The sequence below is a fragment of the Streptomyces pluripotens genome (assembly GCF_000802245.2).
GTDB classification, from domain to species: Bacteria; Actinomycetota; Actinomycetes; order Streptomycetales; family Streptomycetaceae; genus Streptomyces; species Streptomyces pluripotens.
Genome location: NZ_CP021080.1, coordinates 6,802,418 through 6,815,242, shown reverse-complemented (window position 1 = coordinate 6,815,242; position 12,825 = coordinate 6,802,418). Strand labels below are relative to the sequence as shown.

The following is a 12,825-nucleotide window of genomic DNA, read 5'->3' as shown; positions in this document are numbered from 1 at the left end:
GAAGGGGGGTGGGTCATGCGGGCTCTCACTGGCCTGTGGCGCTGGCGGCGCAATCCGCTGTGCCGCGCGACCGATCTGGCCGAGGCCTGGATGACGCTCGTGACCGTGGTACTGGTCGCCGTGGTCGCTCCGGTGACCGGCTTGCTGGCCGGGGTTCACGTCCAGGACTCGCTCCAGCGGTCCGCCCGGAGGCAGCGGCACACGCACCACCTCGTCACTGCCAGGGTAGTACGCGCCCTGGGCGAGGCTCCGCTGGAGACGGACCCCGTGTCCACGACCGCGCACCGAGCCCGGAGCCGCGTCCTCGCCGAGTGGACCGCGCCGGACGGCACCCGACAGCACGGCCCGGTCCTCACCGGTCTCAAGTCCCCGCACTCCGGAGAACACTTCGACCTCTGGACGGACTCGCACGGCCGAATATCGACCCGTCCGCTGGACACTCTCACCGCGACGACACACGCGGCCCTCGCCGGAATCGGCGCGGCTCTGACGACCGCGGCCCTGATGGAGAGCGGTCGACGCCTGGCCCTGTGGCGCATGGTCCGCCGCAGGTACGCGCGTTGGGACCAGGCATGGGACCGGGCTGGCCCGGACTGGGGCAAGGCGGGCACCGGCAGCTGATGGCCTTCCCGCTCTGGTCAACCCACCGTGCACCCACACGCTACGGTGGACCGGCCGAAGCGCTTTCGGCGACGACCCGCGGGTGAGCGGACCACAGGGGCGTGCCGGAACCACGGCGACGCCCTGACGGCAGCGAGCCATCAGTACGACGAGGTGGGGGCAGAACAACGCCATGGCACAGGGCACGGTCCAGGTGACGCACACCGGTACTTCGCGGTGGCGGCGCCGCACGGGTGAGTACGCTTCGCTCGCCGCCGCTCTGGAGGCCGCGGCCGACGGCGACGTCCTCACGATCGCCCCCGGAACCTACCGGGAGAACCTCGTCGTCCAGCGGGCGGTGACGCTCCGTGGCCCCGAGGGCTCGCCGGGCTCGGTGCGGATCGCGCCCCTGGACGGGGTGCCGCTGATCGTGCGGGCCTCGGCCATGGTGCAGGACCTGCACGTGGAGGGCCAGGACGCGGCGGCGCCCGCGCTGCTGGTCGAGGAGGGTACGCCCGAGCTGACGGACCTGCGGATCGTCACCCGGTCGGCAGCCGGTGTCGAGGTGCGCGGTGGCGCCCGCCCGACCGTGCGCCGCTGCACCGTCGACAACCCGGCAGGTGTCGGCATCGCCGTACTCGACGGCGCGGGCGGGGTCTTCGAGGAGTGCGAGGTCGTGGCGGCTGGGCAGGCTGGCGTGGCGGTCCGCGGCGGTGCTCATCCACGCCTGGAGCGCTGCCGAGTGCACCACGCCTCGGGCAACGGCCTGACCGCGACCGGCGAGAACTCCGCGCTGGAGGCGGTCGGTTGCGAGATCTACGAGGTCCGCGGCTCGGGGCTGCAGATCACCCAGCGAGCCACCGCGCACCTGACCGACTGCAATGTCCACCGCACCACCGGCGACGGCGTCACGCTGGACACGGACGCGGTGCTCACGCTCGCCGACTGCCGGATCCACGAGATTCCGGAGAACGCGGTCGACCTGCGCTCCCGCTCCGTGCTCACACTCACCCGGACCACCGTCCGCCAGTTCGGCCGCAACGGCCTGTCGGTGTGGGACCCGGGCACCCGCGTGGATGCCAACCAGTGCGAGATCTTCGACAGCACCGGCGACTACCCGGCCGTCTGGGTGAGTGACGGCGCCACCGCCGTACTCGACTCCTGCCGCGTGCACGACGTCCCGGACGCGCTGTTCGTGCTGGACCGCGGTTCCCGCGCGGACGTCGTGGACAGCGACCTGTCCCAAGTGCGCAACACGGCCGTGTCGGTGAGTGACGGGGCGACCGCGCAGCTCGACGACTGCCGGATCAGAGAGGCGGCCACCGGCGCCTGGTTCCGCGACCACGGCAGCGGCGGCACGCTCAACAGTTGCACCCTGGACGGCGTCCAGACCGGTGTGATCGTCACCAAGGGCGCCGACCCGACCATCGAACGCTGCACGGTGGACTCCCCTTCCGAGGCCGGGTTCTACGTCTCCGCGGGTGGTCGCGGCACTTTCCTGAACTGCCGGGTCCGCGGCAGCACCGGTTACGGCTTCCACGTCATCGACGGCTGCCGCACGGTCCTGCGCCGGTGCCGTACGGAACGATGTGCGCGCGGCGGTTACGAGTTCGCCGACCCGGCACCGGACGACGGATCCGGCACGGGTCCGGTCATGGACGACTGCACCAGCGACGAGAGCGGCAGCCTACGGCAGCCCACGGCCCACGAGGCCGCGGTGGAGACGGTGAGGCAGTCCGCCGGGCTGCTCGGTTCGGTTCCCGGACAGCGCGCGGAACAGGAGCCGCCGACCGGGGCCGCTGAGCCGGAGGAACCGCAGAAACCGGTGCGGACGTCGAAGGACGTGCTCGGCGAACTGGACGCGCTGGTCGGCCTGGAGAGCGTCAAACGCGAGGTGCGGGCGCTGACCGACATGATCGAGGTGGGACGTCGACGCCAGCGAGCGGGTCTGAAGGCGGCATCGGTCAAGCGCCACCTGGTCTTCACCGGCTCTCCCGGCACCGGCAAGACCACCGTGGCCAGGCTGTACGGGGAGATCCTCGCCTCGCTCGACGTACTGGACAAGGGCCACTTGGTCGAGGTGTCCAGGGTCGACTTGGTGGGCGAGCACATCGGCTCCACTGCGATCCGTACCCAGGAGGCCTTCGAACGGGCACGCGACGGAGTGCTGTTCATTGACGAGGCGTATGCGCTGTCACCTGAGGACGCCGGGCGCGATTTCGGCAAGGAGGCCATCGACACGCTGGTGAAGTTGATGGAGGACCACCGGGACGCGGTGGTAGTCATCGTGGCCGGCTACACCACGGAGATGCAACGCTTCCTCTCCGTCAACCCGGGAGTCGCCTCCCGTTTCTCACGCACCATCACGTTCGGCGACTACGGGCCGGAAGAACTCCTCCGGATCGTGGGGCAGCAGGCCGACGAGCATGAGTACCAACTGGCGCAGGGCACCTCCGAGGCACTGCTGAAGTACTTCACCGCGATCCCCAAGGGCCCGGCGTTCGGCAACGGCCGCACCGCCCGGCAGACCTTCGAGGCGATGGTGGAGCGACACGCGAGCCGGGTCGCCAGGCTCGGCGACCCCAGCACCGACGACCTGACCCTGCTCTACGCGGAGGACCTGCCAGACCTCCCCTGACCGCTGACCGCACTTCAGAACGCCGCGCGCACGACCTTCGTGTGCCACCACCTCGCCAGCCCCGACCTGCGCGGCGAGAACTACGGCGGGCTCCGGGTCGTGGAGAACGGGAACAGCGCGAACACCGTGCTGCACTACGGCGAGGAGGACGGCGCCCTGGCCGACCCGGACAAGGAACACGCCAGCGGAACCAGTGCGGCGAGGACGAGCCGGCGGCCGGGAGCACTCCACCCGACACCGAACACGTCGGGCGTGAGGCAGCCCAGCCAGGAGTGCCAGCGGGCGCAGCCACGGACACCGGCGCGCACTGCCAGTCCAGCAGGTCAGGCTCCACCTCGCCGGCGGCCACCAGGAGCGCGGTCAAGGTGAGGGCGGCCAGCCGCACGAGTAGGCGGTACAGGCGGACGGCGCGTGGCCGTGAAGGCCTGTGTCGGTGCGTGCACCAGGATCTGCGATTCCGTGACGGAGTACACCTCTCGTCATGGAATCTACCGCTCCGGGTGGTGACGGGCAGGACCACCGCGTCCTTGATGGCATGTGCGCGTCGTTGTCAGGTGATGGCGCAACCGATGCCGACCCGTGAAAGGATGGGACGCCCGCGCAGCCCCGGCGGGACGGAACGTCCTGGCCGGAGCGCGTACACCGGGTGTGTCGGACGGTAGCTACGAAAGGACCGGAGCGTACGTGAGCGAGAATCAGAACCTCCTCGCGGAGCAGCGCCGCGCCCTGATCCTGGACGAGGTCCGGCGCCGTGGCGGTGTACGCGTCAACGAACTGACCCGCAAGCTCGGCGTGTCGGACATGACCGTACGCCGTGATCTGGACGCACTCGCCCGGCAGGGGATGCTGGAGAAGGTGCACGGTGGTGCGGTGCCGGTCGTCGAGGCCAGCACCCACGAGCCGGGGTTCGAGGCGAAGTCGGGCCTCGAACCGACCGCCAAGGAAGACATCGCGCGCACCGCGGCCCGGCTGGTCGCCCCGGGAACGGCGATCGCCCTGTCTGGCGGTACGACCACGTATGCACTCGCCCGGCACCTGCTGGAAGTGCCGGACCTGACCGTGGTGACGAACTCGGTGCGGGTCGCGGACGTCTTCCATGCGGCACAGCGGACCACGGGGCAGCAGCAGGGAACGGCCACCGTGGTACTCACCGGTGGCGTGCGTACCCCGTCGGATTCGCTGGTCGGGCCGGTGGCCGACCAGGCGATCGCCTCCCTCCACTTCGACCTGCTCTTCCTCGGGGTGCACGGCATATCGGTCGAGGCCGGGCTGTCCACACCGAACCTCGCCGAGGCCGAGACCAACCGGCGACTGGTGCACTCCGCACGCCGGGTCGTGGTGGTCGCCGACCACACCAAGTGGGGCACGGTGGGCCTGAGTTCCTTCGCCACACTGGACCAGGTGGACACGCTGGTGACCGATGCGGGGCTGCCTGCCGAGGCTCGCAACGAGATGGCGGAGCACCTGCCCCGACTGATCGTGGCGGGCGAGCCGGAGACCGACGAGGACATCTGACGCTACGTCAACTACGCTGAGGCCCAACACCTTTCTTACACAGGGGACTTCACAAGGGGTACGTCGCCATGGCTCAGCGCCTGCGCCCGGTTGGGCTGGACTTCGTCGAGACCGCGCCGGTACGTCTGTCGTTCGTCCAGGACGTCGCTGCCACCCCGGACGCGGTCCACCGCGCCCTCGGCGAGGACGTGGAAGGCTGGTCCGAGTGGTTCTCGGCCGTGTCCTCGGCACGGCCCACCGAGGGTGGGCGCGCGGTCCGACTACGGGGCGGCATCCGCTTCGAGGAGACCGTTCTGGTGGCGAAAGCACCAGAGGTGTACGCCTACCGGGTCGACGCCACCAACGCCCCGGGAGCCCGCGCGTGGGTCGAGGAGTGGCGGCTCGCCCCGGCCGGGAGGGGGACCCGCATACAGATGACCTTCGCCCTGGACGGCACCGCCGCGTTCCGGCTCGTGTGCCGTCTGGCCAAGCCGGGTGCAGGCCGAGCCGTCAGGAGTGCGATCGCTGCCCTGGACCGGCGGCTGGCGCGGACGGACCGCCGGAGCACCACCTGACCGCAATCGCCCCGGAGGTCAGCCGGTCCACGCCCCCGTCGCCAGTAGGGCGGCGATCACCGCCGCGTACGGGGTGATGTCCAGGCCCTGCCCAGCGAGCCACGCGTCCGAGTAGTACTTGTCGAGGTACCTGTCACCGGGGTCGCACAGCAGGGTGACCACGCTGCCCTGGCGGCCCTCGGCCACCATCTCGGAGACGATCTTCAACGCGCTCCACAGCCCGGTGCCGGTCGAGCCACCGGCCTTGCGGCCGATGGCCCGCTCCAGGGCGCGTACGGCGGCAACGCTGGCTGCGTCCGGCACCTTCATCATCCGGTCGATCGCACCGGGTACGAAGCTGGGCTCCATGCGCGGCCGGCCGATGCCCTCGATCCGGGAGCCGCAGTCGCAGGTGACGCCCGGGTCACCGGTGGTCCAGCCTTCGAAGAAGCAGGAGTTCTCCGGATCGGCGACACAGATGCGGGTGTCGTACTGCATGTAGTGCACATAGCGGGCGAGCGTCGCCGACGTGCCGCCGGTGCCCGCCGTGGCGACGATCCAGGTTGGCTCCGGGAACCGTTCCAGCTCCAGCTGGCGGAAGATGGATTCGGCGATGTTGTTGTTGCCACGCCAGTCGGTGGCCCGCTCGGCGTAGGTGAACTGGTCCATGTAGTGGCCACCGGTCTCCACCGCGAGACGGGCGGACTCCTCGTACATCTTCCGAGAGTCGTCCACGAAGTGGCACTGGCCACCGTGGAACTCGATGAGGCGGCACTTCTCGGCGCTCGTCGTGCGTGGCATGACCGCGATGAAGGGCACCCCGATCAGCTTGGCGAAGTAGGCCTCTGAGACGGCGGTGGAGCCGCTGGACGCCTCAATGACGGGGCGGTCTGGACGGATCCAGCCATTGCAGAGGCCGTAGAGGAACAACGAGCGCGCGAGCCGGTGTTTGAGGCTACCGGTCGGGTGCGTCGACTCGTCCTTCAGGTACAGGTCGATGCCCCATCGTTCGGGCAGCGGAAAGCGCAGCAGGTGCGTGTCCGCCGATCGGTTGGCGTCGGCCTGAACCTTGCGGACAGCTTCTTTCAGCCAGTCGCGGTAGACGTCGTCGCTACGGTCGACATCAAGGGTGACGCCGGTCCGGGTCTGGGGGATGGTGCTCACGGCGGGGCTCCTTAGGCTGGGCGCCGGCAGCGCGTGGCGCAACCGGCACACCACGAGCATAGGCATCTTTCGCACCGCTTCCCACCTGCATAAACACATCTTTCAGCCACCCAAAGACACCCTGCGGCGCAGACGGCGGACACGCCGGGGCGCAGTGGCGGGAGTACTCCGGGCGGCTGCCGGATGCGCCTCGCGCGCACTGGTGCTCCGGACCTCATCGGGGCAGACTGCACGCGTCGGGACGATCGTCCCGAACGGGGGCTCGCTCACGACCACGGGAACCCAGGCAAGGGGGCGGCGAAGGATGGCGGAGCCGGAGTTCACGGCCACGGGCGTGCGGATCGGCATGCGCCTGCGCTCGCTCACCCGGGCCGGCCAGGTCCGGATCAGTGACGGCAGAGTGGAGTTGCTCACCAGCTACGGCAGCGAGATCGACAGCGCGCCGGTGCAGACGGTGCGCGCGTCCAAGCCGTGGTTCGCGCCGGACGACCGAGCGCTGGCCGACCTCAACGGCAAGCGGTACCTGCTGACATTGGCCGAGCAGGACCCCGCTCCCGGCGAACCGGGGCCACCCGCCGCTCGGCGGTTCATCGAGGCTGTACGCCGGGCAGCTGGACGTGGCGGTTGAGCCACGCGCGGCCGACAACCCCTGGGGCCCAACCCCAGCCCCACCTCCGCGTCCCTGTGCACCCGGGGCACGTCAGGTTTCGGGCCGACCCGGCGGCACCGCGGTCGCGGCGAGTTGCGGGAGCGCATCCGTTGCGTCACGCTGGTCTCACTTCACTCTGGGTTTACCGGCGATAACGCTGCGAACCAGCCCGCCGGCCCCGACAGCAGGCGGGCGTTTGGACGCAAGCACCCTGCTGGATCCGTTGTTCTCCGTGTTCCTCCGGTCCTCCGGACCTCACATCGGGGAGTCGCAGCCGTGATCAGTCACCCAAGCAGGCACTGCACGGTGGAGCTCCAAGCCCTGCCGTCGCGGATCGGCCAGGTCCGCAGAATCGTATCTGCGCAATTGCGCTACTGGCATCTGGACCCACTGATAGACAGGGCCGCGCTCGGCGTGACCGAGTTGCTGAGTAATGTCCACCGGCATGCCAGGCCCGACAAGTCGTGTACCGTCGAGCTGGAACTGTCACCGGACCGGCTCACGGTCTCGGTGCACGACCACGATCCCCGCCTTCCGGTGCCGGCCGACATCCCGGACGGCAGTGACCCCCCGGACGCCGCCCCGCTGCCCACATGCGGCCGAGGGCTGGCCATGGTGGCCGCGATGAGCGAGAGCTGGGGCGCGCGGCCGGACGGCGAGAACGGCAAGATCGTATGGTTCACGCTGTCCGCCCGGACGACGGTGCGCGCCCACCTCACCCGCGCACCGCACCGCATGACAGAACGGCAGTCAGCTGAACGGCAGCCGACGACGCAGTCGATCGAGGCACTCCCGGTCGAAACACTGCCGATCGGGGTTCTGCCTGCCGAGGCACGCCCGGAACCGAGGGCCGCTCCGACCTCGGCAGGGACTCCGCTCACCACGGGGGCTCACGCCCGGACGGAAGCTCCGGTCATGGGGGCGCCTCCCGGTAGCCCCGGAACACCCGCTGCCACCACAGCTCCCACCGCCGCAGCGGCTCCAGCGGCCGTCTCCGGTCACGCCCCCGCCCCCGCCGCGGCACAGGACTCCGCGACAACCGGGGCACGGGCTCCTGCCCCATCGGCCGTTCACGGCTGACCGGTCCGCACCCTCCCGTAGCGGGATGGGGCATCGGACAGCAGTCCGCGGTGTCTCCGGGCCTGCGAGCGCGGTGCAGGCGATCCAGGCCTGCCCGCAATCGCCACACAAGCCGTAGGGGCAGCGACCACCACGACCGCCACCCCAGTCCGGAACCACACATGCCATGCCCTCCCAGCAGACTGGAGCCTGTAACTACCAGTATGTACAGTGAGAGTGTGAGCACTTCGGATCGACTGATCGAGTCCACCCGCGAGCTGTTGTGGGAGCGCGGGTATGTGGGGACCAGCCCCAAGGCCATCCTGGAGCGCGCGGGGGCCGGACAGGGCAGCATGTACCACCATTTCCGGGGCAAACCCGACCTCGCCCTGACGGCGATCCGGCGAACCGCCGAGGACCTGCGGGCCACCGTCGAACCGCTCCTGGACGGACCGGGCACGCCGTACGAGCGCATCGAGGCGTATCTGCTGCGCGAGCGTGACGCACTGCGCGGTTGTCCGATCGGCAGGCTGACCATGGATCCGGACGTGATCGCCAGCGACGAGCTGCGCGCGCCGGTGGACGATACGATCGCGTGGCTCCGGGAACGACTCACCGGAATCGTGGAAGAAGGCAAGCAGCAGGGGCAGTTCCCACTCGAGTGGGACAGCGGGGAGATCAGCGCCGCGGTACTCGCCGCCGTACAGGGGGGTTACGTCCTGGCCCGCGCGTCCGGTTCCCCCGCGGCCTTCGACGCCAGTGTTCGCGGCCTGCTGTCCCTGCTCGGCCCCGGACTCCCCGGTCCTCCTGAGCTCCACGAACTCGCCTGACGCTCGGCCTCCGCAAGGTCCGTGAAGTCCGTGCGCGTCCGACGGGTGCACCGAGGCACGGGCCGGGGCCAAGCGGCCTGTCCCGGCACGCTCATCACGACGAAGGACCACCCCATGCACGCGATGCAGTACGAGTTGACCCTCCCCGCCGACTACGACACGGACATCGTACGCGCGCGGGTCGCTCGCGTCGGACACCTGCTCGACGACTGGGACGGTCTCGGCCTGAAGACGTACCTCCTGCGCGAACGCGGCCGGTACGGGTCACCGATCAACCAGTACGCGCCGTTCTACTTGTGGAACACGGTCGAGGGCATGAACCGTTTCCTGTGGGGCGGCGCCTTCCAGGGACTGGTCGACGACTTCGGCCGACCCACGGTCCGGCAGTGGACCGGACTCGCCTACGCGGAGGGCGCAGGCACGCGCGCCGCGTTCGCCGTACGACGGCGGCTACCCGTGCCGGACGGGTCCGAACTGTCCGTGCTGCTGCAGGACTCCGTCGACGAGGCGGAGCGACTGGCCGGCCAGGACGGCGCAGTGTTCGCGACGGCGGCCGTCGACCCGAGCCGCTGGGAAGTGGTGCGTTTCTCCGTCTGGGAGCACGACGCGCCCAAGGCCGACGGGGAGGTCTTCCAGGTGCTGCACCGGTCCGCGCCCGGCCGGGACCGGCTCCCCCTCGGCCGGCACTGGTGAGCGGCGTCCGTCCAGTTCTTCGGCGACATCCGCCCCAAGGAACTGGGCGTCTGCGACGCACACGACCACCTCTTCCTGCGCAGCCCTCGGTTGCCGGGCCGGGAGCTGGACGACGTCTCCACGGCGCAGGCCGAACTGACGGCGTTCCGTGCGGCGGGCGGAGCCGCCGTCGTGCTGTGGACCCCCTATGGGAGGGGACGGCGGGCGACGGAGCTGTCGGCGCTGTCGGCGCTGTCCCGGATCACCGGGGTACGGGTGGTCCGGTGCGGCAGCGGCTGGCAGAGGCGGTGGGCGCCGAACCCGTGGACCGCATCCTCGGTGAAGACCCGGGACGGGCTTTCGCGGTCGACTGGACGTAAGTGCCCCGGCCCGTTCGTGCCGGTCCTCCCTTCGGGAGGGTCAGGGCAGCAGTCGCTGTGGCGGGCCTGTCGGCCCGGGTGCCGTGTCATGGTCAAGAACAGGTTGCAGATAGGCGGCGTGCGGACCGTCGAGGCCGGAAAGACCGGCAGGTGCGTGGATCAGCTCGATCCGGTCGAACTCCGGATCGGCGCCGCGCGCGGTGTCCGCCTCCACCACCCCCGCGTACCGCTCACGCACCACCCGTGCGGGAAGCGGCGGGGCGGTGAAGAGGACACCGACGCCGCCTCGCCGGTGCCGGACGGTCAGCCACAGGGTCAGGGCGTCGGCCGGAGTCCCGGAGCCGGTCTCCTCGTCCAGTTCGCGTGCCGCGTGCCGGCACACCGCGGCGAGGTCCAACCGCTCGTCGCCCGCCGGTGGTTCGACGGTGCCGCCGGGCAGCTGCCAGCGGCCCGGATGCGTGGTCCACGGCGCCATCCGGCCCACCAGCAACCGTCCGTCGTCGGTCGGCTGCACCACGCAGACGAACAAGGACCGGTGGACCGGCGCACCGGGCACGTGCCGCAGCATCCGGAACCGGTAGGTGGCCCGCACCCATCTCAGCACCAGCCCGTCGGACCCGTCCCTCTCCACTGCGGTGACTGCCGCGACCGGGCCGTCGAACAGCGACGGGTTGGCCCGTACCGCCTCCGACCAGCAGCGGTCCATGGCCGAGCGGTGCCGCGGCGACAGCTCTGGCGCAGCCACCTCCACGAGCCGGATGCGCCGGGTGGGCAGGAGTTCCACCGAGCCGCCGGAGGAGGCCGCTGAGAAGCCGGGCCGGGAATCCCGGGAGGCCGTCACTGCAGCGCCCCCAGCGGATCGTCCAGCACCGGTTGCCACGCCAGCTCCGCCGCGCCCACCAGGCTGTTGTGATCCAGGATGCACGGCAGAATCGGTACGCCACCGCTCTGCCCCCACAGACTGCGGTCCGCGACGACCGCGCGCAGCCGGCCGGGATCGACTTCCAGGAGGGTGCGGTGCAGACCGCCCAGGACGATGCGGTCGGGGTTGAGGATGTTGACCAGCCCGGCGAGGCCGAGGCCGAGGCGGTCGATCAGGGCCTCGGCGGCCGTACGCACGACCGGGTCGGCGTACTGGGTGCGCAGCAGGTCGTTGGCCTGTTGGAGCAGGGACACCTCGGGGCCCGGCTCACGGTGTGCCTCGGCCAGCAGGGCGAACGGGTCGGCCTCGACGTCCAGACAGCCGCGGCTGCCACAGTGGCAGGGCCGGCCCTCGGGGTTCACCGTGAGATGGCCGACCTCCAGGGCGAGGCCCGAACTTCCGGTGTGCAGGCGACCGTCTAGGACCAGGGCGCCGCCGACGCCCCGGTGGCCGGTGGCCACGCACAGCAGGTCACGCGCACCCCGGCCGGCGCCGTGCCGGTGCTCAGCGAGCGCGGCGAGGTTGACGTCGTTGCCGGCGAACGCCGGGCCGCCGATGCCAGCGGCGCGCACGCACTGCGCGAAGATCTGCCGGACCGGGGCACCCACGGGCCAGGCGAGGTGCACGGGGTTGAGTGCCAGGCCGTCGGGCTCCGCGACGGCGGACGGTACGGCGAGCCCGGCGCCGACGCACCGGCGGCCGGTCGCGGTCAGCAGTTCCGCGCCCGCCTCGACGACGGAGCCGAGCACCTTGGCCGGATCGGCGTCCACGGTCACGCAGCCCGGCGCGGTCGCCACGATCCGTCCGCCGAGACCGACCAGCGCGGCCCGGAAACCGTCCGCGTGCACCTGCGCAGCCAGGACGACGGGCCCGTCCTCGGCCACCTGCAGCCGGTGCGAGGGACGCCCCTGGGAACCGACCGCCACACCCGGCCGGGCATCCACCCGGATCAGGCCCAGCGCCTCCAGCTCGGCGGCCACCGCGCCGGCCGTCGCCCGGGTGACGCCGAGTTCGGCGGTGAGTACGGCACGGGTCGGTGCCCGCCCGGTGTGCACCAGTTCCAGCGCGGGCCCGAGCGCACCTCGCCCCCGGTCCAGTCGCGCCCGTGAAGTGGTCCTCTCCCCCGCCGGCCGGGGATCCGCCTTACCGCTCATGAGGGCGAGTCTCCCATGATCCTCAGTCGTGGTGGCCGGCGCCGGCGGTTACCCACCGCTCACCCGCACAGTGATGTTCAGCCGGCCGGAGAGGCCCAGCCACCGCGGGCCGGTGCCCGGGTGCACGCGCGGCACCCCATGGTGGGCGAGCCGGGACGGGCCACCGAAGACGAAGAGGTCGCCGCTGCGCAGTGCCACGTCGGTGTACGGCTTGGACCGGTTCCCGGTGTTGCCGAAGCGGAAGACGCATGCGTCGCCGAGGCTGAGCGAGACCACGGGTGCGTCGTCCCTCTCGTCGCTGTCGCGGTGCATACCCATACGGGCGTCGCCGTCATAGAAGTTGATCAGGGCGATGTCGTACGGCGCGGCCGGGACGGCCTGCGGGCCGAGCGCGTCGGCCACCGCGCGGCGGCCCAGGTCGTCGAGCCAGGGCGGGAACGGTTTCACGGGTGCCCGGTCGCCGTCGACCGCCGTGCGGGCGTAGCCGTATGGGTACCAGTGCAGGCCCAGGCAGACCTGGCGCGCGGTCATCGTGCCGCCGCCCGGAGTGCGGACCGTGCGCAGCCCGGCTGGTGGCCGCGCCCATTCCCGGCAGGCGGCGAGCAGCTCACGCTGACGCTCCCCGGTCAGCCAGTCCGGGACGTGCACGGCGCCCGGAGCGACCTCCGCGCGCTCCCGGGGAAACAGCTCAGCGTCCACGCCCCCATCC

11 protein-coding genes and 3 pseudogenes are annotated in these 12,825 nt (G+C 71.1%); 9 read left to right on the top strand and 5 right to left on the bottom strand.

Features of this window, described 5'->3' with window-relative positions:
* The first annotated feature begins 15 nt into the window (after positions 1-15).
* A complete protein-coding gene (locus LK06_RS30105) occupies positions 16-621 on the top strand; it encodes an Rv1733c family protein (RefSeq protein WP_043408397.1) in 606 nt (201 codons plus the stop codon).
* Positions 622-793: 172 nt separating this feature from the next.
* Positions 794-3,238, top strand: coding sequence for a right-handed parallel beta-helix repeat-containing protein (locus tag LK06_RS30100; RefSeq protein ID WP_039651911.1), 2,445 nt, complete (start codon positions 794-796; stop codon positions 3,236-3,238).
* 179 nt (positions 3,239-3,417) lie between these two features.
* On the opposite strand, the pseudogene LK06_RS34705 reads toward LK06_RS30100, so the two are convergent.
* Positions 3,418-3,674 (bottom strand): annotated as a pseudogene (locus LK06_RS34705) (hypothetical protein); the annotation flags it as partial.
* 248 nt (positions 3,675-3,922) lie between these two features.
* On the opposite strand from LK06_RS34705, the gene LK06_RS30085 reads away from it, so the two are divergent.
* Both LK06_RS30085 and LK06_RS30080 read left to right on the top strand, forming a co-directional pair.
* Entirely contained in the window at positions 3,923-4,753 is an 831-nt protein-coding gene (locus LK06_RS30085; RefSeq protein ID WP_039652227.1) for a DeoR/GlpR family DNA-binding transcription regulator, read from the top strand.
* A gap of 68 nt (positions 4,754-4,821) precedes the next feature.
* A complete protein-coding gene (locus LK06_RS30080; protein ID WP_039651912.1) occupies positions 4,822-5,307 on the top strand; it encodes an SRPBCC family protein in 486 nt (161 codons plus the stop codon).
* Between the two features lie 18 nt (positions 5,308-5,325).
* Here the strand turns inward: LK06_RS30080 and cds1 are convergent, their stop codons facing one another.
* Positions 5,326-6,450, bottom strand: coding sequence for an L-cysteine desulfhydrase Cds1 (gene cds1, locus LK06_RS30075; RefSeq protein ID WP_039651913.1), 1,125 nt, complete (start codon positions 6,448-6,450; stop codon positions 5,326-5,328).
* Between the two features lie 304 nt (positions 6,451-6,754).
* Between cds1 and LK06_RS30070 the strand changes: the two genes are divergently transcribed.
* From LK06_RS30070 to LK06_RS34695, 5 genes and pseudogenes are all read left to right on the top strand, one after another.
* Complete coding sequence (locus LK06_RS30070) at positions 6,755-7,078, top strand: hypothetical protein (protein WP_039651915.1); 324 nt, start codon at positions 6,755-6,757, stop codon at positions 7,076-7,078.
* A gap of 297 nt (positions 7,079-7,375) precedes the next feature.
* A pseudogene (locus tag LK06_RS34700) lies at positions 7,376-7,792 on the top strand (ATP-binding protein); the annotation flags it as partial.
* A gap of 590 nt (positions 7,793-8,382) precedes the next feature.
* Positions 8,383-8,988 carry a TetR/AcrR family transcriptional regulator gene (locus LK06_RS30060; RefSeq protein ID WP_052269880.1) on the top strand — a complete coding sequence of 202 codons (606 nt, stop codon included), beginning with the start codon at positions 8,383-8,385 and terminating at the stop codon, positions 8,986-8,988.
* Positions 8,989-9,102: 114 nt separating this feature from the next.
* Complete coding sequence (locus LK06_RS30055; protein WP_039651918.1) at positions 9,103-9,681, top strand: DUF4865 family protein; 579 nt, start codon at positions 9,103-9,105, stop codon at positions 9,679-9,681.
* Positions 9,675-9,957: pseudogene (locus LK06_RS34695) on the top strand (phosphotriesterase family protein); the annotation flags it as partial. The gene LK06_RS30055 and the pseudogene LK06_RS34695, both read left to right, overlap by 7 nt.
* Before the next feature lie 123 nt (positions 9,958-10,080).
* On the opposite strand, the gene LK06_RS30045 reads toward LK06_RS34695, so the two are convergent.
* Genes LK06_RS30045 through LK06_RS30035 form a run of 3 tightly spaced genes read right to left on the bottom strand, consistent with a single transcriptional unit; the run spans position 10,081 to position 12,815 of the window.
* Positions 10,081-10,881, bottom strand: a complete 801-nt coding sequence (locus tag LK06_RS30045) for an NUDIX hydrolase (protein WP_234367543.1) — start codon at positions 10,879-10,881, stop codon at positions 10,081-10,083.
* Positions 10,878-12,116 (bottom strand): ROK family protein, encoded by a 1,239-nt coding sequence (locus tag LK06_RS30040; protein WP_039651920.1) that lies wholly within the window; start codon positions 12,114-12,116, stop codon positions 10,878-10,880. Before LK06_RS30040 ends, LK06_RS30045 begins: the two co-directional genes overlap by 4 nt.
* A gap of 48 nt (positions 12,117-12,164) precedes the next feature.
* A complete protein-coding gene (locus LK06_RS30035) occupies positions 12,165-12,815 on the bottom strand; it encodes an alpha-ketoglutarate-dependent dioxygenase AlkB family protein (RefSeq protein WP_043433261.1) in 651 nt (216 codons plus the stop codon).
* Positions 12,816-12,825 lie beyond the last annotated feature (10 nt).

Bases quoted from the DNA above. Each gene is read 5' to 3' on its own strand.
- LK06_RS30040 (WP_039651920.1), bottom strand. From the start codon at position 12,116: ATGAGCGGTAAGGCGGATCCCCGGCCGGCGGGGGAGAGGACCACTTCA.
- LK06_RS30060 (WP_052269880.1), top strand. From the start codon at position 8,383: ATGTACAGTGAGAGTGTGAGCACTTCGGATCGACTGATCGAGTCCACC.
- LK06_RS30080 (WP_039651912.1), top strand. From the start codon at position 4,822: ATGGCTCAGCGCCTGCGCCCGGTTGGGCTGGACTTCGTCGAGACCGCG.
- LK06_RS30070 (WP_039651915.1), top strand. From the start codon at position 6,755: ATGGCGGAGCCGGAGTTCACGGCCACGGGCGTGCGGATCGGCATGCGC.
- LK06_RS30055 (WP_039651918.1), top strand. From the start codon at position 9,103: ATGCACGCGATGCAGTACGAGTTGACCCTCCCCGCCGACTACGACACG.
- LK06_RS30105 (WP_043408397.1), top strand. From the start codon at position 16: ATGCGGGCTCTCACTGGCCTGTGGCGCTGGCGGCGCAATCCGCTGTGC.
- LK06_RS30100 (WP_039651911.1), top strand. From the start codon at position 794: ATGGCACAGGGCACGGTCCAGGTGACGCACACCGGTACTTCGCGGTGG.